Raw genomic sequence first — 19,118 nt, forward strand, 5'->3', positions numbered from 1 at the left:
TCGGCATTAGCCTCTGTGACCCACGATTTAAAGCTGACATTTCTTTGGCCGCTCATTAGGATAGCGGAACATTCTCGACTCTTGCTGGAGAGCACATGCGCACATTGTGGCAAATCATTGCCGGCGTTTTCAGGTGGACATGGCGTCTGCTGAACTTTATCAGGGAACTGATCCTCAATTTGTTCCTGGTGTTGCTGATCCTGGTTGGGGTCGGTATCTATCTTTCATTCCAGAGTGCCACCACCCCTGCCGTGCCTACCCGCGGTGCGTTGCTGGTGGACCTGAGCGGCGTGGTCGTTGACCAACCGTCGATGAACAACAAGGTTCGCCAATGGGGTCGTGAACTGTTGGGCGCTTCCAGCAACCGCCTGCAGGAAAACTCCCTGTTTGACGTGGTTGACAGCATCCGCAAGGCTAAAGACGACAAAAACATTACCGGCATGGTATTGCAGTTGAATGACTTTGCCGGAGCCGATCAGCCTTCGCTGCAGTACATCGGCAAGGCGCTACGTGAATTCCGTGACAGTGGCAAACCGATCTTTGCCATTGGCGACAGCTATAACCAGACGCAATATTATCTGGCCAGCTACGCCAACAAGGTTTATCTGTCGCCACAGGGTGCGGTCGACCTGCACGGCTTTGCCACCAACAACCTTTACTACAAGTCGTTGTTGGAAAAACTCAAGGTCACCACCAACATCTTCCGCGTCGGTACCTATAAATCCGCCGTGGAACCCTTGATCCGTGACGATATGTCACCGGCCGCCCGTGAGGCAGACAGCCGCTGGATTGGTGGATTGTGGCAAAACTATCTGGATACCGTGGCGGCTAACCGCCAGATCACGGCGCAACAGCTGTTCCCAGGGGCCGCAGGCGTGCTGAGCGGTATGCAGGCTGCCGGGGGGGATACGGCCAAGTATGCGCTGGATAACAAACTGGTCGATGAACTGGCGTCGCGCACCGTCATCGAAAACCAACTGATCAAGACTTTCGGTTGGGACAAGCAGGCCAATGATTTCAACGCGACCAGCATCTACGACTACCAGCCGAAGCCAACGCCGGATCAAGGCGGTAAAATCGCCGTGATCTTCGCTAACGGCGCGATCATGGACGGTCCGCAAACACAAGGCACCGTTGGCGGCGATACTACCGCCGCAGAACTGCGTCAGGCGCGACTGGATCCGGCCATCAAGGCGGTGATTTTCCGGGTCAACAGCCCAGGGGGCAGCGTCAGCGCCTCGGAAGTGATCCGCTCCGAGTTGGCTGCGGTACGTGCCGCCGGCAAACCTGTGGTGGTTTCCATGGGTGGCATGGCGGCCTCGGGCGGCTATTGGGTCTCTACGCCGGCGGACTACATCATCGCCAGCCCGAGCACCCTCACCGGTTCCATTGGCATCTTCGGAGTGATTAACACCTACGAGCAGACGCTGGACAGCATCGGCGTGCATACCGACGGCGTGGCAACCTCGCCGCTGGCGGATCTGGCGGTCACCAAGGCGCTGCCGCCGGAGTTCTCGCAGATGATGCAGTTGAACATCGAGAAAGGTTATCAAAACTTTATCGACCTGGTCGCCAAGTCACGCAAAATGACACCGCAGCAGGTTGATCAGATTGCTCAGGGTCACGTGTGGCTGGGCAGCGATGCCAAGACCAATGGTCTGGTCGATCAGTTGGGTGACTTCGACGACGCGGTGAAGAAAGCCGCCGAACTGGCGCAATTGAAACAGTGGCAGCTTAACTGGTTTGTCGATACGCCAAGCCTGACCGATATGGTGCTCAGTCAGTTTGGCGTTTCCATTCACGCCATGCTGCCGGCAGCCATCCAGTCGATGCTGCCTGCGCCCTTGGCATCAGTGGCCATGGCGGTCAAAGAGCAACCGGGTTTGTTCAATAACCTGAACGATCCGCAAAACCGTTATGCCATCTGTTTGACCTGCGGAGAAGTCCGCTAACAAATTAATCCTCAGCCCGGCACCCGCCGGGCTTTTTTTCTGCGCTTATCCCCCTATAATTCAGCCCATCTTATTTCTGTTAAAACAATCACTATGCAAAAGAAATCGATTTACGTCGCCTACACTGGCGGGACCATCGGCATGCAGCGTTCTGAGCACGGCTATATTCCTGTCTCCGGTCACCTGCAGCGGCAACTGGCCCTGATGCCGGAATTCCACCGGCCGGAAATGCCGGACTTCACCATTCATGAATATGCACCGCTGATCGACTCCTCCGACATGACGCCGGAAGACTGGCAGCATATCGCCGACGATATCAAACTGAATTATGACCGCTATGATGGCTTCGTGATCCTGCACGGTACCGACACCATGGCGTTCACCGCCTCGGCGCTGTCATTCATGCTGGAAAACCTGGCCAAGCCGGTGATTGTCACCGGTTCTCAGATCCCACTGGCGGAACTGCGTTCCGATGGCCAGACCAACCTGTTGAACGCGCTGTATCTGGCAGCCAACCATCCGGTGAATGAAGTCAGCCTGTTCTTCAATAACAAGCTGTTCCGCGGCAACCGGACCACCAAGGCGCATGCTGACGGTTTCGACGCCTTTGCTTCACCCAACCTGCCGCCGCTGCTGGAGGCTGGTATTCACATTCGCCGCCAGAACGGCATCGACAGCCCGGTCTGCAATGGCGAACTCAAGGTGCATGACATTACGCCGCAACCGATCGGTGTGGTGACCATTTACCCAGGCATTTCCGGCGCGGTAGTACGCAACTTCCTGCTACAGCCGGTGAAAGCCTTAATCCTGCGCTCTTACGGGGTAGGTAACGCGCCGCAAAAAGCAGAGTTGGTGGATGAATTGCGCGACGCTTCCGAACGCGGCATTGTGGTGGTCAACCTGACCCAGTGCATCTCCGGGAGGGTCAATATGGAAGGCTACGCCACCGGTAATGCACTGGCCCATGCCGGTGTCATCAGTGGATTTGATATGACGGTCGAGGCCGCATTGACCAAGTTGCATTACCTGTTGAGCCAACCGCTGACGCCGGAACAAATTCGCAGCCAGATGCAACTGGATCTGCGTGGCGAGCTAAGCATTAGCGGTTAACCCATACACCACGGAGGCGCAATGAAAACAGCCCTGTTGCTTATCGATTTGCAAAACGACTTTTGCCCCGGCGGCGCACTGGCTGTGGCCAACGGTGATGCCGTCATCAGCGTTGCCAATCAGGCCATCGCGGCCTGCAGCGCACGCGGTGAGCCAGTGGTCGCCTGTCAGGACTGGCATCCCGCCAATCACCGCAGCTTTGCGGTAAATGCCAACGCCCCCGTGGGCACTCTGGGTGAGCTGGAGGGGTTGCCACAGGTCTGGTGGCCGGTGCATTGCGTACAGGAAAGCCAGGGCGCTGAGTTTCATCCGCAATTACACCAACGGGAGATTATCGCGGTGTTCCGTAAAGGCCAAAATACGGATATCGACAGCTACAGCGCCTTCTTCGACAACGGTCACCGCTCGCACACCGAGTTGGACAGTTGGCTAAAAACTCAGAACGTTAGCCATCTGGCGATTATGGGGTTAGCAACCGACTACTGCGTAAAATTCAGCGTGCTGGATGCACTGGAGTTGGGCTACAGAACTACGGTGATTACCGATGGCTGCCGCGGGGTTGATTTGCAGCCCGGCGACAGTCAGGAAGCCCTGCGGATAATGCAACAGGCCGGAGCGCAATTAGTTACCCTGTCACAATTCATCGACCGCTGATGCCCTTGGCCGCTTTTTGCGCCCTTTCACTCCCCGGCCCAAATCTCGACATCGCTCACATTCCGACCATTCTCCTGTGATTACATCTTGTTCGCGTGAGGCACTTTTGCTGTTATGACCGCTGATGCATTGGCATCAGTAAGTTATACGCATCCGGGGCCCATTGAGCCCGGCTTTATGTTACCGCCTCAGGCGGTTTCGGTCGGCCTTGCCGACCAAAGGAGATGACATGGTATTAACCCGTAAACTGCTGCCTTTGCTGGTAGCGGTGCAGCTTGGTATGGCTGGTGCCGGCATGGCTCATGCCGCTTCTTACCTTTCCGTCGGTTATTTCAACGGTGGCGGTGATGTTACCGCCGGTCCTGGTGGCGATATCAACAAGCTCGATGTCACACAAATTACCCACCTCAATTACTCTTTCGGTCTGATCTACAACGACGAGAAACAGGAAACCAACCCGGCGTTAAAAGATCCATCCCGCCTGCACCAAATTTATTTGTCACCCAAGGTGATGGCGGATTTGCAACTGTTGCCGGTACTGCGTAAACAGAACCCGGAGCTGAAAGTCTTGCTGTCCGTCGGTGGCTGGGGCGCACGCGGGTTCTCAGGCGCAGCCGCCACAGCGGAAAGCCGGGCGGTGTTTATCCGCTCGGTGCAGCAGGTCATCAAGCAATATCATCTGGACGGCATCGATCTCGACTGGGAATACCCGGTTAACGGTGCCTGGGGGCTGGTCGAAAGCCAACCGACGGATCGTGCCAACTTCACGCTGTTGCTGGCCGAGCTGCATAAAGCGTTGGACAAAGGCAAGTTGCTGACCATCGCCGTCGGGGCCAACGTGAAAAGCCCGCAGGAATGGGTCGATGTTAAAGGCATTGCGCCCTACCTCGATTACATCAACCTGATGACTTACGATATGGCGTACGGCACCCAATACTTCAACTCCAATCTGTATGACTCCAAACAATGGCCAACCGTCGCCGCTGCCGATCGTTACAGCGCCAATTTTGTGGTGGATAACTATCTGGCCGCCGGGTTAAAACCTGCTCAGTTGAACCTGGGCATTGGTTTCTATGGCCGGGTGCCAAAGCGGGCTACCGAGCCAGGCATCGATTGGGACAAAGCGGACGCGGCTAAAAACCCGGTCACCCAACCCTACTTCACCGCACGCGAAACTGCCGTGTTCAAGGCTATGGGGCTGGATCTGACCAAGGACAGCTATTTCAAATACAACGATATCGTCAGCAAGCTGCTAAACGATCCACAACGGCGCTTCACCGCCCATTGGGACAGTGACGCCCAGGTGCCTTATCTGACGATGAAATCCGCCGAGGGTAAGCCGCTGTTCGCTATTTCCTACGAGAACCCACGTTCGGTTGCACTCAAGGCTGACTACATCAAAAGCAAGGGGTTGGGCGGTGCGATGTTCTGGGAATATGGCGCAGACGACAATAATCGGTTAGCACATCAACTGGCGGAATCTCTGGGGATTAACGGCGGGAAACAGTAATTCAGCGGGCGATGTTCGCATCGCCCAGCTGTCAGACTTACTGTGGCTTCAACTTGACCAGCGGTTCAGCAATGAACTGCTGTTTCAGCTCCTGCTTACTCTTCATCACGATCTGCCCGTCAGTGCCGATACTCATATGCTGCGGGTCAGCGTTGTGCAATGACTGCCACAGCATCACCGCCTGCAGACTGTTTTCTTTCTGTTCCGGCGTTAGCGCTACGCCATCCGGCCACTTGCCCAACTCAACGGCCAGTACCAGTCGCTGATAGATTTCCGGCGTCATGGCGGCAATCAGATCTTTTACGTCCATCAGAGCATTTCCTCACTCTTGGAAGAATAATTAGCTGAATCGATTTTTCTCACTGAATAATCCATCAGCCGGCGGTTTTGTCGCCGTTCTCACCGTCGGTAAAGCTCAGCGACGCCGAGTTAACGCAAAAACGCTCACCGGTTGGCTGCGGACCATCGGGGAAGACATGCCCCAGGTGTGCGTCGCAATGCCCACAGCGGATCTCAACGCGATGCATATTATGCGTATTATCATCAAGATAACGAATAGCATCGTCGGAAACCGGCTGATAGAAGCTCGGCCAGCCACAGCCGGAATCATACTTGCTGTCGGAGTAGAACAGCGGTTGGTTGCAGCACAGGCAATGGTACACGCCCTCGCGCTTGTTGTGCAGCAATTTGCCGGAATACGGCGCCTCGGTACCACGTTCCTGAGTCACATAACGTTGGATTTCATTCAGTTCCGTGGCCGGATGGTCAGGGGTTGTCTCTTTAGCCATTTGTGCGTTTCTCTGAATGTGGATAATGTCAACGAAAACAATGAGTAATAATAACAAAAAATTAACAACACTGCAGCGCTTTTTGGCCTAAACTGTAGCCCATAAAGGTCACGTCATGACAATATGTGATACCGATCACATATCTTAAACAGGCTGACTTTATACTTAGCGGTTTGACCCCATATAACGGATGAGGCCGAACGCAAACGGAATGTGCAATAAGCACTCAAACCCGGCTTCCAGGTTTGATTTGCAGCAAGAATTGACACGATTCCGCTTGACGCTTGGTAAGGTTTTTGTAATTTTACAGGCAACCTTTTATTCACTAACAAATAGCTGGTGGAATATATGACTATCAAAGTAGGTATCAACGGTTTTGGCCGTATCGGTCGCATTGTTTTTCGTGCTGCTCAAGAACGTTCTGACATCGAAATCGTTGCAATCAACGACCTGTTAGACGCAGAGTACATGGCTTACATGCTGAAATATGACTCTACTCACGGCCGCTTCAACGGCACTGTAGAAGTTAAAGACGGCCACCTGGTTGTTAACGGTAAAACCATCCGTTGTACCTCAGAAAGAGATCCGGCTAACCTGAAGTGGAACGAAGTCAACGTTGACGTCGTTGCTGAAGCAACTGGCCTGTTCCTGACTGACGAAACTGCACGTAAACACATCGCTGCAGGCGCTAAGAAAGTTGTTCTGACTGGCCCATCCAAAGACGACACCCCAATGTTCGTTATGGGTGTTAACCACAAATCCTACGCTGGCCAGGAAATCGTTTCTAACGCTTCTTGCACCACCAACTGCCTGGCACCACTGGCTAAAGTTATCAACGACAAGTTCGGTATCGTTGAAGCTCTGATGACCACTGTGCATGCAACTACCGCAACTCAGAAAACTGTTGATGGCCCGTCTCACAAAGACTGGCGCGGCGGCCGCGGCGCATCCCAGAACATCATCCCTTCTTCTACCGGTGCTGCTAAAGCAGTAGGTAAAGTTATCCCAGAACTGAACGGCAAACTGACCGGTATGGCGTTCCGCGTTCCAACTCCGAACGTGTCTGTGGTTGACCTGACTGCTCGTCTGGCAAAACCAGCTTCTTACAAAGAAATCTGTGCTGCTATCAAAGCCGCTTCTGAAGGCGAGCTGAAAGGCGTACTGGGTTACACCGAAGACGAAGTAGTTTCTACCGATTTCAACGGCGAAACTCTGACTTCCGTATTCGATGCCAAAGCCGGTATCGCTCTGAGCGACACCTTCGTGAAACTGGTTTCCTGGTACGACAACGAAACCGGCTATTCCAACAAGGTTCTGGATCTGATCGCTCACATCTCCAAATAATGGATTGATGTTAAGCTGATGATGAGGGTGACATTTTTGTCACCCTTTTTTTGTTTCTACGGCGAACAAAAGGCAACCCGATGAACGAAAAGATTTTCACCCTACCCGTTACCGAACAAATTTCCCCTTTTATCAGTCAGCGCCAGCTCGATGAACTGCCTGTCGTAGTGGTTTCCCATCCGAAAGTGCGTGCCGCTATCTCACTTCAGGGCGCGCATCTGTTGGCCTGGCAACCCAGCGGTGAAAAACCGGTTATTTGGCTGAGCAACAACACCCCCTTTAAAAAGGGCAACGCCATCCGTGGCGGCGTGCCTATCTGCTGGCCCTGGTTTGGCCCGGTAGCAAAACCTTCACACGGTTTCGCACGCAATCAGCCGTGGACTCTGACCGCGCATGATGAAGACGACAACGGCGTTATTCTGACCTTCACGCTGAAAGACAATGAGCAGACCCGCAGCCTGTGGCCACATGCCTTTACGCTGATTGCCCGCTTCAAACTGGGTGAGGAATGCGAAATTGAGCTGGAATCCCACGGCGACTATCAGGCGACCGCGGCGTTGCACACCTACTTCCAGATCGGTGATATCGGGCAGGTTAAAGTTGCCGGGCTCGGCGAACCCTATATCGATAAGGTTGCCGGCGGCGCAGAAGCTCGCCAGGTGGGTGACGTGACCTTTGTCGGCCAGACCGACCGGGTTTATACCCAGCCGGACGCCTTCAGCCTGATCAAGGATGCGGCGCAACAACGCACCATTGAGGTTCATCACCATCACATGAGTGACGTGATTGCCTGGAACCCCGGCGTGGAGCTTTCTTGCAGCATGGCGGATATGCCAAATGACGGTTATAAAACCATGGTTTGCGTAGAAACCGGTCGCGTCAGTAAACCCCTGGTGGCTGCCGGTGAACAACCGGCCCGGCTGGCAGTGACCTTCCGTGTTCGTAACAACGGCTGATCCCTTTTAAGTGCAGCAAAGACTTGCTGCGCTACAGATGTGCGAAAGGGGCGCTAGCGCCCCTTTATAATGCATGCATTGCACAACATTAGTGCAGGCTTCGATTAGAAGCTGTATTTCACACCCGTCATCAACAGTCCGGTGTAAGATTTATCCACCATTGGGCTGTCTTTAACTTCATCGGACAGTTGGACATAACGCCCAACAAAGAAGGCATCCCAGTCTTTGTTGATCTTATAGTTGGCACTCAGCTCAACGTACGGCGCCCAGCTATCACTTGGCGTGTAACTGTCCAGACCGCTGCGGCGAGATTCATTTTCGCTGATACCGTAGTAGTATTTGTTCTGGTTTTTGCTGCTCCACGACACACCCACACCGGGTACCAGGGTGAAGTCGCCCAGATCAAATTTGTACAGATAGGCTAAATCGCCCACCATACCGTTGCTGTAGTCTAACGTATCACCGGTAAAGGTGGTGCGCAGAATCCCCCACTCAGCAAAATGCGAATAGGCCAGACCAGCCATCAGCGTACCGCGACGCTTGTTCAACTGCTTCATGCGGTCATCGTCGCTGTCACCCGGGCGATAGCCCAGCGGTGAAAAGTAGCCCATCAGACTCAGTTGGTTTTGCTGATCTTTCCACAGGTAATAACCGGCGGTCAGCGTACGGAAGTAGAAATCGTCACCTTCATAGTTAATGACGGGCACCGGATACACGCGGTCCTGATAGCCACGATACGGATCCGGGCTAACCAGCGCGGAAGCGCCGAGTGACCAAGTTCCTGCCTGAGCACTTTGCGCACAAACCATTGCGGAAGCGATAATTGCTAGCGTTTTGAGTTTAAAAATCTTCACTGGTTCTTTTTCCATAAATAACAGAGTTAATAGCGTGCTTAGTTTATGTGAGAATTTAGTTAGGCGCTGAATCTTTACAATAGAAAACGACCGAGATCGAATAACTTAGAACCTAAATATGAATTAATCATGGCAGAACCATGACGTTTTTTGCCGCAGGCCGCGCCAGACAAGGCATTTGGCTATCCCTGTAATAACTGAGTCATTGATATGACTTAAAAAAAGCTTTTTATCACGCAGGAAATTTTCTGGTATGCAAACTAAGCTTAAATCAGAAGGTGAATAAATCCTGAGCCAGTGGCAATACAGCGCAACTCGCGATAATAAGCGCACCAAGTTGGCATACGAGTTGCTGTACTCAGGGATAACTTCTTCTTTCGGGAGCCAAAACACTATCACCAGCTCCCTTTAACCTGTGCTAATAACGAAAGGACGGGCATCGCCATGAACATATTTGACCACTATCGCCAGCGCTACGAAGCTGCCAAGGACGAAGAGTTCACACTGCAGGACTTTCTTACCATTTGCCGGCAAGATCGCAGTGCATATGCCAATGCGGCCGAACGTCTGCTAATGGCTATCGGTGAACCAGTCATGGTCGACACTGCGCTTGAGTCGCGCATGTCTCGCCTGTTCTCCAACCGCGTGATCGCACGCTATCCGGCATTCGAAGAGTTCTACGGCATGGAGGAAGCTATCGAGCAGATAGTCTCTTACCTGAAACACGCCGCGCAGGGCCTCGAAGAGAAGAAACAAATCCTTTATCTGCTGGGCCCGGTGGGCGGCGGGAAATCATCACTGGCAGAACGCCTGAAAGCATTGATGCAGTTGGTGCCTATCTACACCCTGAGCGCCAACGGGGAACGCAGCCCGGTTAACGACCACCCGCTGTGCCTGTTCAACCCGCAGGAGGATGCCAATATTCTGGAGAAAGAATATAACATCCCGAATCGCTACCTCGGCACCATCATGTCGCCGTGGGCGGCCAAGCGCCTGCATGAGTTTGGCGGCGACATCACCAAATTCAAAGTCGTCAAAGTACGCCCTTCTATTCTGGAACAGATTGCCATCGCCAAAACCGAACCGGGCGATGAGAACAACCAGGATATCTCTGCGCTGGTCGGTAAGGTCGATATCCGTAAGCTGGAGAATCACGCGCAAAACGATCCGGATGCCTATGGTTATTCCGGTGCCCTGTGCCGCGCCAACCAGGGGATCATGGAGTTCGTAGAGATGTTTAAAGCGCCGATCAAGGTGCTGCACCCTCTGCTGACCGCCACCCAGGAAGGTAACTACAACGGGACCGAGGGGATTTCCGCCCTGCCGTTCAGCGGTATTATCCTGGCTCACTCCAACGAATCCGAATGGGTGACCTTCCGTAACAACAAAAATAACGAGGCCTTCCTCGACCGTGTTTACATCGTCAAGGTGCCTTACTGCCTGCGGGTGTCGGAAGAGATCAAAATCTACGACAAGCTGCTGGATCACAGTGAACTGACCCATGCGCCATGTGCCCCTGGCACTCTGGAAACGCTGGCTCGCTTTACCGTGCTCTCACGCATGAAAGAGCCGGAAAACTCGAGCATTTACTCGAAAATGCGCGTCTATGACGGTGAAAGCCTGAAGGACACCGATCCCAAAGCCAAGTCGTATCAGGAATACCGCGACTATGCCGGGGTTGATGAGGGCATGAACGGCCTGTCTACCCGTTTCGCGTTTAAAATTCTGTCACGGGTATTCAACTTCGATCACGCAGAGGTCGCCGCTAACCCGGTACACCTGTTCTACGTGCTGGAACAGCAGATCGAACGTGAGCAATTCCCTCAGGATCAGTCAGAGAAATACCTGGAACACCTGAAAGGCTATCTGATCCCGAAATACGCCGAGTTTATCGGCAAAGAGATCCAGACGGCTTATCTGGAGTCTTACTCGGAATACGGCCAGAACATTTTTGACCGCTACGTGACCTATGCAGATTTCTGGATCCAGGATCAAGAGTACCGTGATCCGGATACCGGCCAACTGTTCGATCGCGAATCGCTGAACGCCGAACTGGAAAAAATCGAGAAGCCGGCCGGCATCAGCAACCCGAAAGATTTCCGCAACGAAATAGTCAACTTCGTGCTGCGCGCCCGGGCTAATAACAGTGGCCGCAACCCTAACTGGACCAGCTATGAGAAGCTGCGTACCGTGATCGAGAAGAAAATGTTCTCGAACACCGAAGAGTTGCTGCCGGTCATTTCGTTTAACGCTAAAACCTCAACGGACGAGCAGAAGAAACACGACGACTTCGTCGATCGCATGATGGAGAAAGGCTACACCCGCAAACAGGTTCGCCTGCTGTGTGAATGGTATCTGCGGGTCAGAAAGTCTTCATAACGTCTAATGAGAATTAGCGTCATGGAGATGGCGTAGAAAGTTGGCAACGTCGTTTGGGGGAAGTATGGCTTATTTTATTGACCGACGGCTGAACGGTAAAAACAAGAGCATGGTGAACCGCCAACGCTTCTTGCGTCGTTACAAGTCGCAAATCAAACAGTCGATTGCCGAAGCCATCAACAAGCGTTCGGTCACCGACGTAGACAGCGGGGAGTCCGTCTCGATCCCCACTGGCGATATCAACGAGCCGATGTTTCATCAGGGTCGCGGTGGCACACGCCACCGCGTTCATCCCGGTAATGACCACTTTGTCCAGAATGACCGCGTTGAGCGCCCACAGGGTGGCGGCGGCGGTGGCAGCGGCCAGGGTAACGCCAGCCAGGATGGCGAAGGCGAGGACGAATTCGTCTTCCAGATCTCCAAGGACGAATATCTCGATCTGCTGTTTGAGGATCTGGCGCTGCCAAACCTGAAAAAGAATCAGTACAAGCAGCTCACCGAGTACAAAACCCATAGGGCCGGTTACACCGCCAACGGCGTGCCGGCTAACATCAGCGTAGTACGTTCGCTGCAAAACTCATTGGCGCGACGAACCGCCATGACCGCCGGTAAACGGCGCGCCTTACATGAGTTGGAAGACGAACTCACCCAGATGGAAAACACCGAACCGGTGCAACTACTGGAAGAGGAACGGCTGCGGAAGGAAATTGCCGAGTTGCGCAAAAAAATCGAAAGCGTGCCCTTTATCGACACCTTCGATTTACGTTACAAGAACTATGAACGGCGGCCCGAGCCCTCCAGCCAGGCGGTGATGTTCTGCCTGATGGACGTTTCCGGCTCGATGGACCAGGCCACCAAAGACATGGCCAAACGTTTCTATATTCTGCTCTATCTGTTCCTGAGCAGAACCTATAAAAACGTCGACGTGGTGTACATCCGTCACCATACCCAGGCGAAGGAAGTGGACGAACAGGAGTTCTTCTACTCGCAGGAGACTGGCGGCACCATAGTTTCCAGCGCGCTGAAACTGATGAATGAAGTGGTTGAAGAACGTTACGACCCGGCGCAATGGAACATCTACGCCGCACAGGCATCGGATGGCGATAACTGGGCCGATGACTCACCGCTATGTCATGAACTGCTGGCGAAGAAACTGCTGCCGATGGTGCGTTATTACAGCTACATTGAAATCACCCGCCGTGCCCATCAAACACTGTGGCGTGAGTATGAAGACCTGCAGGCGAAATTCGAAAACTTTGCCATGCAGCATATCCGCGAACCGGACGATATCTATCCGGTGTTCCGCGAACTTTTTCATAAGCAGACCGCCTAACTAGCGACTAAACCCTGTATAATCAGCCGGTTAACTATGTTTTCCGGCTGTTTTTTTGTCTTCATCTAGTAATTTGAAGTTACCTATTAAACAACAAGTTACCTATCGTTTTGGGGAATGAATATCTTACAAAGTCCATGGTTGTTGAACGCAGACTATACTTTTCGTACGTAAATTGAACGGGGTTTAATTATGTGCGGTCGCTTTGCTCAGGTGCAGACTCGCGCCGATTATCTTGATGTGCTTGCATCTGATCTAGAATTTGCGGGGGCGTTGGATAGCGTACCTCTTGAACGCTATAACGTGGCACCAGGCACTCGCGTGCTGTTACTTAATCAGCGCGGTGATAAATTGCACCTCGATCCTCTCGAGTGGGGTTACGGCCCGGATTGGTGGCGGGAAATGAAACGCCAGCCGGTTATCAATGCCCGCGTTGAAACGGCAGCCACCAGCAGAATGTTTAAGCCATTATGGGATCACGGCCGTGCACTGGTGATGGCTGATGGCTGGTATGAGTGGAAGAAAGACAAACACGACGCCAAAGTAAAGCAGCCTTACTTCATCTATCATGAATCGAAATCGCCGATCTTTTTCGCTGCAATAAGCCGCCATCACCCCGATGAAAAAGATCCTCCTGATGATGACGGTTTTGTCATTGTGACCTCTGCCAGTGATTCTGCCCTACTCGATATTCATGATCGCCGCCCTGTCGTTCTTCCACCAGCAGCTGCTCGAGAATGGATGGATCCGGGTACAAGCTCAGAACGCGCTGAAGAACTCGCAAAAGAAGCGGCCACATCACCTGATGACTTCGCCTGTCACCCCGTAAGTAAATCAGTCGGCAATATCCGAAACAACAGTGCCGACCTGATTAAACCTATCGCTGCGCCACTTGTTTAATACACTCGCGCACGCGGAAGGTCGCTGAGTCTCGTCGTGTATGCTGGCGAAAGCAGCTCACGCTTCATCGACCACACCTGTTGCGCACCTTGCCCGGCAAACCACAGTTTGGCACGGCCCGAATTATTTATGTGGTCAAGTACCCCCATCAGCTTCTCGCTGTTATGCCTCGGCTGATGCTCATCGAATAAACCCAACTGGGCCACACCCTGGCTATAAAAATCCTGCAGCATTACCCCGCCTTTCTGATACCGATGACCAGGTTGCCAAATCGCATCAAGGCAACGCATCGCCGCGGCAATAATGTCTCGGGTATCCTGCGTCGGCGTGCTCAGTTTTATACTGGCCGTGTTGCCGTAGTATTCCTCATTGATGGAGAATGGACTGGTTTTAAGCCAGGCACTAACATGCCGGCAATACTGGCGTTCTTCTCGTAATTTCTCCGCTGCACGTGTCGCATACATGCAGATTGCCTGATGCATCTGGTCATATTCAGTGATGCGATCCCCAAAGCTACGGCTGCAAATGATCTGCTGCTTCGTCGGCGCGAATTCTTCAAGCTCAAGACATGGTTGACCACGTAGCTCTCGCACAGTCCGCTCTATCACTACGCTAAAGTGCTTGCGGATCATCGTAGTGCTAGCGTCGGCTAACTGAAGCGCGGTTTCGATTCCCATCATGTTAAGCTTTTTCGATATCCGCCGGCCGATACCCCAAACCTCATTCACTGGCAGTAAGTCCATCAGTTTGCGCTGGCGCCCTTCATTGGACAAATCCACAACCCCGCCAGTCTTGTCCCACTTCTTCGCCGCAAAGTTCGCCAGCTTCGCCAGTGTCTTGGTTTGGCCAATGCCAACACCGACAGTTAGCCCTGTATTGCGCAACACTTTAGCCCTCACCTGGCGACCGAAGGTTTCAAGGTCGATACAGTTACGGACGCCTGTCAGATCCATAAAACTCTCATCAATTGAGTAAATCTCAACACGCGGCGCCATCTCTTCTAAAACGGCCATTACTCGCTGTGACATATCAGCATAGAGTTCATAATTGCTGCTGAACGCTATCCCCCCGACGCTCTCAAATTCGCGCTTAATTTTGAAGTAGGGTTCCCCCATTTTCAGGCCCAGAGCCTTCGCCTCTTTACTCCTGGCCACCACGCAACCATCATTATTCGATAGAACGACAACGGGCCGGCCGCGCAGGTCTGGACGCCACAATGTTTCGCAGCTCGCGTAAAAGCTATTCACATCGGCGAGCGCATACATTACTTAAGCCTCGTTATCGAAGACACTACGACGCCCATCACCTCCAGATCGTCGCCGCCGTCATGGAGTGAGATCGGCTCATACTTCGGGTTCATAGGCTCCAACTGCGCGCGCGGATGCAAGCAAAGGCGTTTCACAGTGAACTCACCGGCGATACTGGCAATGACGATATCGCCATGGGCAGGGTTGATACTGCGATCGACAACGAGCATAGAACCCTCCGTGATGCCCGCTTCCAGCATCGAGTCGCCGGTCGCATAGAGGAAATAGGTCGCGTTAGGGTGACTGATGCAGTACTCGTTTAAGTCGATACGTGAACTGACGTAATCAGCTGCAGGACTGGGAAAGCCCGCTGGTACTTTATCGGAAAACAGCGGGATCTCTAGTTTGGTTGGGTTTGGTGTTGGATAAAAGAAAGTCATAATATCGCCTTATTACTGTGTTTTTATACAGTATAAGCGCAAATTTTTAGCGGGGGAAAGTTCGGAAATCTCTCAGAAAGGTAGGATATTGATCGGTAAAGAAAGATAGTTTTGATGAATAGCCGGGATCCATCCCGGCTGCATGTTATGCAAGGTAAGAAATCGCTCGCTCCATCTCCTCCTCGCTCAAGCCTGTAGGCCAATACACGACTTTCTTGATGTGGCCGTTAAACCAGTTCTCTGGGCCAATGTAGGATCGCCCGATAGCCAGGCGATTAAGTGCATCAGGCAAGGCGGTAACCGCTTGAGAGTACCAATTGAACCCGTCGAACAATTTAAGGTTCAGACTCGGCTTGTCGAAGGAAAAAATAGCAGACTGCTCTGAGTCCCTGACGGGGGAAAGACTGTAAATTTCCAGCGATTGAGACACACCCGCCGCATCCGCTGCCGCCCACTGTGCCCGGCCATTACTGGTTGTCAGGTTTCGGTATGAGAAACGAAGGCTTGCACCTGCAGCTGTATTGTCAAGAACGGCCACGCATGCCAGCTTGTTGTATTCTCCGCTCACTGACTGAATACTGTGCGGGTGTACGCATGTCATCAGCACCGTGCCGCCATTCGCAGATACGAAATCAGCATTGGTTGGCGTCGTACAGATATCCGCCGCGCGCGATGCTTCCGCCCCAGATGTTGGGATATACGACGAGGCGCCATCCCTGCGCTCCGCCTGAGCCCCCCAAATCCACACCGAACCCGGTACTGCTGGTATGTACGAAGGTAAAGCCGCTGCGCTGCTGTCGCTGTTTGTCAGCGCCAGTGTGAACTGCGGCGATACAGATAATGTCGGGGCTATAGTGATAGCACAGCGGTACCATCCGTTAGCGTGTTGCTCCATTGTCGCCTGCAGGACTTGCGGGGAGGACTTCCCGATCTTCCCACCACCCAGGTCGAAGTTAACGAACTGCGTTGTAGCCACAGCCCCCTGGGCAGCAATCTGCAACACTGTACCGGTGTGCGCCTTTGCCCAGATGCTGAAGGTGTACGGCTGCGATGCTGTTGCGGCCATCGTCGTAAGCGCCAGGAGTGTATGAACTGATGCCGTACTTCCTGCGGTTTCAATCAATTTTGTGGCCGTGACGTTACCATCAGGTGACTTGTCGCCGTTGGCTGTCAAAGTGACACCGGAAGCTGTCCAGCTTGCCGCCTGCGTAAAGTCCTGGCTGTATGCCAGACGGTTATTGGACACTGACTCGGTACGTATGCCCAGGCATTTACCCGTGATCGGGTGGTATTCAATGGCAGGCTCGCCAGACTCCAAATACTCAATTAACCCAGATGCACCAACACGCGTGGCTGTACTGGCTCTCGAAAACCCAAGCACTTCGCTCAAAGTCGCAGAACGCTTAACCTGCCCAGTGGCATATTGCATCACAAACCGGGAGCTGGAGAAATCAGCAAAAAGAGCGGCACCGGGTGGTAACGGCGCATTTGAACTGGGTAAGGTGCGCTGAGAGCCTTTAAAAGTCCCGTTACTTCTTAGTATCGTTGCCATGGTTAAATTCCCGCATTAAAGTTGGTTGTCACTCTTGTTTGTGAACCGGTCAGGTTAAGTGAATTCTGCGCATTGCCGACACAATGGTTGAACGAAATATCGACATCAGTTAACGCACCGGTGAGGTTCACCGGATATTGCTGCGTTACCGTTGCCTGCGTGTCGCGTATTTTATTGTTATTGATTGAGCATGCCGTAAATGGAACCGGACTGTTCACGCCATGGCCTAATTCCTTCTGACCGTTACCCCATACCTTATTATTTGTTATATCGCAATTAATAACCTCTTTTGCGGCCTCTACATTAAGTCCGTGACGCCCGTTACCATTGATGTGATTGCTATCTACAGTTTCATTTTGCATTACGACATCTTTATTGATGTAACGGAAATTCATCCCGTCCTTGCCATTATTCGTTATCTGGTTATGTGCGTATATGTTCCATCCAATCAGCGGGTCTGTTTTAGTGCTATAAGAATAAACACCGTGCTCCTCGTTTGAGTCCACAATATTACTGATGAACTGCGCCCGTCGCCCTGGTTTGCCATCGTTGTTGGTTCCAGGGTAACGAAGGATACCGAATTTGTTCAAGCGCATCTGATTGCCGATTGCCTGGAACCCATCCACGCCACAATCAGCAAGTCCAGCATAACCGCCCATAAGAATATTACTTATGGCAATAGCGCCACGGGCCGCACCGCCCCCTTGAGGCTCAAGAAATAGCGGGAAGTTCGTCCCGTTCTTGACCGTATTGAACGCCATATATAAAGGTTCGTCATCAAGAGCGCCGGTTCCGATACCAATACCCGAAGCACCAAGCGGACGCTCCCATATCCCTGCACTCCCTGCATTGGGAGCCAGTCGGCCAAAGTTTTCAATGCGACAACGAATAATTGAACAATTGTCTGCCATGTCGTTACCCAGCGCTGTCGCACCGATATTCAACATCGTGACATTGTCCATTACGCAGTTTCGCCAGTGCTTGATGTAGGTGCCTTTAATGTCAGGAACGTACCCTGCACCAGGCAAAAGCACCTGATTTTCACCTTCGATGGTGAAATTACTCATCAGAACGTTTTCAAGATAATTCGTCAGCGTCCCCTCAAATCGAATGGCTGTATTCTGTTTGTAGGGAAGTAGAATTGACTTATTACCCGCGCCAATTATTGACACGTTGTTACGAGGAATGATGAAAGTAGATTGCGGATAATAAGCTTCTGGTAAATAAACCACGCCACCTCCGTTCCATCTCAACCAATCGATCGCACGCTGAATGGCGTATGTCGCATTTTCTCCTGTTTTTGCATTAAACCCGCACTCCCTGACATCGAGTACCCGACGATTTTTTATCAGACCCTCAATCTTTTTCTGTTGGGAACTCATCATGTCTTGAATGGACGATTGCATATCAGGTAAGTGGAGGTGTCCATACTCATCGATGGCCCCATATGCAGCATTATCAGCATCTGACAGAAGGTTTAGGTAAGGGCCTTTGTTTTTATCCAGAGACTCCATTTTTTCCTGAACGTTACCTTCAACACCAACAATATGAGTCCCTCCGAACTCATCATTCACAGAAATGGTATTGCCTGCAGCATCAGATGATAACTCAATGTTATTATTTTCATCATGGCTGACATATACGGCTAAATCATTAGCCCCAAGCGAGCCTGAAATTTCTAAGGCAACGCCGTCTTTATTGACGTAAGTTTTGAAGCCATTTCCAACGCCTTGCCCCACACGGAATGATTTACCGTTCGGCGTCCCGGCTAAACCTGCGATCGTTCCGTCTGGGTCTTCTGGCGTGTTGTAGTACGTATTGGCGTCAGCGATATTCTGAGCGTTATCAGCCGACACCTTTGCATCCGCCGCATACTCTTCAGCATCCCTACTGGCTCCAGTTATCTCATTTATCCGATCAGCAACAGCTCTGCGCACCGTCGGAAAGGGCTTTTCAAACCTATCGTATGCTTCATCACCTTCACCATTGATGTACTCGTCAAACGCTATTGCGTTATCGTTCACATCCTTCATGCTGTTTGAAGAACGAGGGTTCCCGGTATTGTATCTTTGAGCCATATTAATTCCTATCAATGAGAT

16 protein-coding genes are annotated in these 19,118 nt (G+C 52.3%); 9 read left to right on the forward strand and 7 right to left on the reverse strand.

Annotation, left to right across the window (positions count from 1 at the left end; translation table 11 throughout):
* The first annotated feature begins 95 nt into the window (after positions 1-95).
* The 4 genes from sppA to M2406_RS07855 all read left to right on the forward strand — a co-directional run bounded on the left by sppA (position 96) and on the right by M2406_RS07855 (position 5,226).
* Positions 96-1,952 carry a signal peptide peptidase SppA gene (gene sppA, locus M2406_RS07840; RefSeq protein WP_259189543.1) on the forward strand — a complete coding sequence of 619 codons (1,857 nt, stop codon included), beginning with the start codon at positions 96-98 and terminating at the stop codon, positions 1,950-1,952.
* A 93-nt stretch (positions 1,953-2,045) separates the two neighbouring features.
* Positions 2,046-3,062, forward strand: coding sequence for an asparaginase (gene ansA / locus M2406_RS07845; RefSeq protein ID WP_012145448.1), 1,017 nt, complete (start codon positions 2,046-2,048; stop codon positions 3,060-3,062).
* A gap of 21 nt (positions 3,063-3,083) precedes the next feature.
* A complete protein-coding gene (gene pncA / locus M2406_RS07850) occupies positions 3,084-3,716 on the forward strand; it encodes a bifunctional nicotinamidase/pyrazinamidase (RefSeq protein WP_259189544.1) in 633 nt (210 codons plus the stop codon).
* 229 nt (positions 3,717-3,945) lie between these two features.
* On the forward strand, positions 3,946-5,226 hold the full coding sequence (locus tag M2406_RS07855; protein WP_259189545.1) for a glycoside hydrolase family 18 protein: 1,281 nt from the start codon (positions 3,946-3,948) through the stop codon (positions 5,224-5,226).
* 37 nt (positions 5,227-5,263) lie between these two features.
* Here the strand turns inward: M2406_RS07855 and M2406_RS07860 are convergent, their stop codons facing one another.
* Together M2406_RS07860 and msrB are read right to left on the reverse strand one after the other, a co-directional pair.
* Positions 5,264-5,536, reverse strand: coding sequence for a YeaC family protein (locus M2406_RS07860; RefSeq protein ID WP_012145451.1), 273 nt, complete (start codon positions 5,534-5,536; stop codon positions 5,264-5,266).
* Between the two features lie 64 nt (positions 5,537-5,600).
* A complete protein-coding gene (gene msrB / locus M2406_RS07865; RefSeq protein WP_012145452.1) occupies positions 5,601-6,014 on the reverse strand; it encodes a peptide-methionine (R)-S-oxide reductase MsrB in 414 nt (137 codons plus the stop codon).
* Between the two features lie 348 nt (positions 6,015-6,362).
* Between msrB and gapA the strand changes: the two genes are divergently transcribed.
* Positions 6,363-7,358, forward strand: coding sequence for a glyceraldehyde-3-phosphate dehydrogenase (gene gapA / locus M2406_RS07870; RefSeq protein WP_012145453.1), 996 nt, complete (start codon positions 6,363-6,365; stop codon positions 7,356-7,358).
* 80 nt (positions 7,359-7,438) lie between these two features.
* Positions 7,439-8,314 carry a D-hexose-6-phosphate mutarotase gene (locus M2406_RS07875; protein ID WP_012145454.1) on the forward strand — a complete coding sequence of 292 codons (876 nt, stop codon included), beginning with the start codon at positions 7,439-7,441 and terminating at the stop codon, positions 8,312-8,314.
* Between the two features lie 104 nt (positions 8,315-8,418).
* Here the strand turns inward: M2406_RS07875 and M2406_RS07880 are convergent, their stop codons facing one another.
* Complete coding sequence (locus M2406_RS07880; protein WP_012145455.1) at positions 8,419-9,183, reverse strand: MipA/OmpV family protein; 765 nt, start codon at positions 9,181-9,183, stop codon at positions 8,419-8,421.
* A 429-nt stretch (positions 9,184-9,612) separates the two neighbouring features.
* Here M2406_RS07880 and yeaG point away from each other — a divergent pair, with 429 nt between their 5' ends.
* The 3 genes from yeaG (at position 9,613) to M2406_RS07895 (ending at position 13,780) form a co-directional block, all read left to right on the forward strand.
* Positions 9,613-11,547 (forward strand): protein kinase YeaG, encoded by a 1,935-nt coding sequence (gene yeaG, locus M2406_RS07885; protein WP_012145456.1) that lies wholly within the window; start codon positions 9,613-9,615, stop codon positions 11,545-11,547.
* 64 nt (positions 11,548-11,611) lie between these two features.
* Positions 11,612-12,880 (forward strand): YeaH/YhbH family protein, encoded by a 1,269-nt coding sequence (locus M2406_RS07890; protein WP_112364545.1) that lies wholly within the window; start codon positions 11,612-11,614, stop codon positions 12,878-12,880.
* Between the two features lie 192 nt (positions 12,881-13,072).
* On the forward strand, positions 13,073-13,780 hold the full coding sequence (locus tag M2406_RS07895; RefSeq protein ID WP_259189546.1) for an SOS response-associated peptidase family protein: 708 nt from the start codon (positions 13,073-13,075) through the stop codon (positions 13,778-13,780).
* Here the strand turns inward: M2406_RS07895 and M2406_RS07900 are convergent.
* The 4 genes from M2406_RS07900 to M2406_RS07915 all read right to left on the reverse strand — a co-directional run bounded on the left by M2406_RS07900 (position 13,777) and on the right by M2406_RS07915 (position 19,097).
* Complete coding sequence (locus M2406_RS07900; RefSeq protein WP_259189547.1) at positions 13,777-15,045, reverse strand: Y-family DNA polymerase; 1,269 nt, start codon at positions 15,043-15,045, stop codon at positions 13,777-13,779. The genes M2406_RS07895 and M2406_RS07900 overlap by 4 nt on opposite strands.
* Complete coding sequence (umuD, locus tag M2406_RS07905; RefSeq protein WP_060441619.1) at positions 15,045-15,467, reverse strand: translesion error-prone DNA polymerase V autoproteolytic subunit; 423 nt, start codon at positions 15,465-15,467, stop codon at positions 15,045-15,047. The genes M2406_RS07900 and umuD overlap by 1 nt, the downstream gene beginning before the upstream one ends.
* Before the next feature lie 145 nt (positions 15,468-15,612).
* Positions 15,613-17,019: a hypothetical protein gene (locus M2406_RS07910; protein ID WP_259189549.1), complete on the reverse strand. Its 1,407-nt coding sequence runs from the start codon at positions 17,017-17,019 to the stop codon at positions 15,613-15,615.
* 2 nt (positions 17,020-17,021) lie between these two features.
* Complete coding sequence (locus M2406_RS07915) at positions 17,022-19,097, reverse strand: right-handed parallel beta-helix repeat-containing protein (protein ID WP_259189551.1); 2,076 nt, start codon at positions 19,095-19,097, stop codon at positions 17,022-17,024.
* Between the last annotated feature and the right edge of the window lie 21 nt (positions 19,098-19,118).

Origin of the sequence: Serratia sp. BIGb0163 (assembly GCF_024809935.1) — a bacterium.
Classification (GTDB): domain Bacteria; phylum Pseudomonadota; class Gammaproteobacteria; order Enterobacterales; family Enterobacteriaceae; genus Serratia; species Serratia quinivorans.

What these genes read in the sequence shown, in the direction of transcription:
- sppA (WP_259189543.1), top strand. Translation starts at nt 96, where the DNA reads ATGCGCACATTGTGGCAAATCATTGCCGGCGTTTTCAGGTGGACATGG.
- ansA (WP_012145448.1), top strand. Translation starts at nt 2,046, where the DNA reads ATGCAAAAGAAATCGATTTACGTCGCCTACACTGGCGGGACCATCGGC.
- pncA (WP_259189544.1), top strand. Translation starts at nt 3,084, where the DNA reads ATGAAAACAGCCCTGTTGCTTATCGATTTGCAAAACGACTTTTGCCCC.
- M2406_RS07855 (WP_259189545.1), top strand. Translation starts at nt 3,946, where the DNA reads ATGGTATTAACCCGTAAACTGCTGCCTTTGCTGGTAGCGGTGCAGCTT.
- M2406_RS07860 (WP_012145451.1), bottom strand. Translation starts at nt 5,536, where the DNA reads ATGGACGTAAAAGATCTGATTGCCGCCATGACGCCGGAAATCTATCAG.
- msrB (WP_012145452.1), bottom strand. Translation starts at nt 6,014, where the DNA reads ATGGCTAAAGAGACAACCCCTGACCATCCGGCCACGGAACTGAATGAA.
- gapA (WP_012145453.1), top strand. Translation starts at nt 6,363, where the DNA reads ATGACTATCAAAGTAGGTATCAACGGTTTTGGCCGTATCGGTCGCATT.
- M2406_RS07875 (WP_012145454.1), top strand. Translation starts at nt 7,439, where the DNA reads ATGAACGAAAAGATTTTCACCCTACCCGTTACCGAACAAATTTCCCCT.
- M2406_RS07880 (WP_012145455.1), bottom strand. Translation starts at nt 9,183, where the DNA reads ATGGAAAAAGAACCAGTGAAGATTTTTAAACTCAAAACGCTAGCAATT.
- yeaG (WP_012145456.1), top strand. Translation starts at nt 9,613, where the DNA reads ATGAACATATTTGACCACTATCGCCAGCGCTACGAAGCTGCCAAGGAC.
- M2406_RS07890 (WP_112364545.1), top strand. Translation starts at nt 11,612, where the DNA reads ATGGCTTATTTTATTGACCGACGGCTGAACGGTAAAAACAAGAGCATG.
- M2406_RS07895 (WP_259189546.1), top strand. Translation starts at nt 13,073, where the DNA reads ATGTGCGGTCGCTTTGCTCAGGTGCAGACTCGCGCCGATTATCTTGAT.
- M2406_RS07900 (WP_259189547.1), bottom strand. Translation starts at nt 15,045, where the DNA reads ATGTATGCGCTCGCCGATGTGAATAGCTTTTACGCGAGCTGCGAAACA.
- umuD (WP_060441619.1), bottom strand. Translation starts at nt 15,467, where the DNA reads ATGACTTTCTTTTATCCAACACCAAACCCAACCAAACTAGAGATCCCG.
- M2406_RS07910 (WP_259189549.1), bottom strand. Translation starts at nt 17,019, where the DNA reads ATGGCAACGATACTAAGAAGTAACGGGACTTTTAAAGGCTCTCAGCGC.
- M2406_RS07915 (WP_259189551.1), bottom strand. Translation starts at nt 19,097, where the DNA reads ATGGCTCAAAGATACAATACCGGGAACCCTCGTTCTTCAAACAGCATG.